We start from the raw sequence: 874 nt of genomic DNA on the forward strand, positions 1-874 counted from the left end.
CAACAAGATCATCGCCGTGACCCATATCGGCTACAGGCGCGAACGTGACGTCATCGCCAAGATCCCGGGCATCGATGTCGTCGTCGGCGGCCATAGCCATTCCCTGCTGTCGAACACCGATCCGAAGGCGGAAGGCCCCTACCCGACGATGGTCGACAATCCGGACGGCTACAAGGTGCCGGTGGTGCAGGCGGCCTCCTATTCGAAATATCTCGGCGAGTTCAAGGTGGTGTTCGACGACAATGGCGTCGTCAAATCGGCCAGCGGCGACCCGATCTATCTCGACAAGTCGATCACCCCCGACCCGGCCGTGCTCGCCCGCATCAAGGAGCTTGGGGCGCCGATCGAGGCGTTGAAGAACAAGGAAGTGGCCGAAACCACCGACGTCATCGACGGCAGTCGCGAGAGCTGCCGCACCCGCGAATGCGCGATGGGCAATCTCGTCTCCGACGCCATCCTCGACCGCGTCAAGGGACAGGGCGTCGAGATCGTCATCTCCAATGGCGGCGGCCTGCGCGCCTCGATCGACAAGGGCACCGTCACCATGGGCGAGGTGCTGACCGTGCTGCCCTTCCAGAACACGCTGGCGACCTTCCAGATTTCGGGCAAGGATCTGGTGGCCGGCCTCGAGGGCGGTCTCAGTCAGGTCGAGGACGGCGCCGGGCGCTTCCCCCAGGTCGCCGGCCTGAAATATTCCTTCGACAAATCCGTTGCGCCCAATGCCGGCCGGGTCAAATCGGTGGAGGTCATGGAAGGCGGTGCCTGGACGCCGATCAAGCCGGAGAAGGACTATCTGGTCGCCACCAACAACTATGTTCGCCAGGGCGGCGACGGCTACAAGGTCTTTGCCGACAAGGCCAGGAATGCCTACGAC

1 protein-coding gene is annotated in these 874 nt (G+C 63.3%); it reads left to right on the top strand.

Features of this window, described 5'->3' with window-relative positions:
* The coding region (locus EN994_RS33415; protein WP_206530569.1) for a 5'-nucleotidase C-terminal domain-containing protein at positions 1-874 on the top strand (874 nt) is incomplete at both ends.

The organism is Mesorhizobium sp. M7A.F.Ca.CA.002.09.1.1 (genome assembly GCF_003998555.1).
Classification (GTDB): Bacteria; Pseudomonadota; Alphaproteobacteria; order Rhizobiales; family Rhizobiaceae; genus Mesorhizobium; species Mesorhizobium ciceri.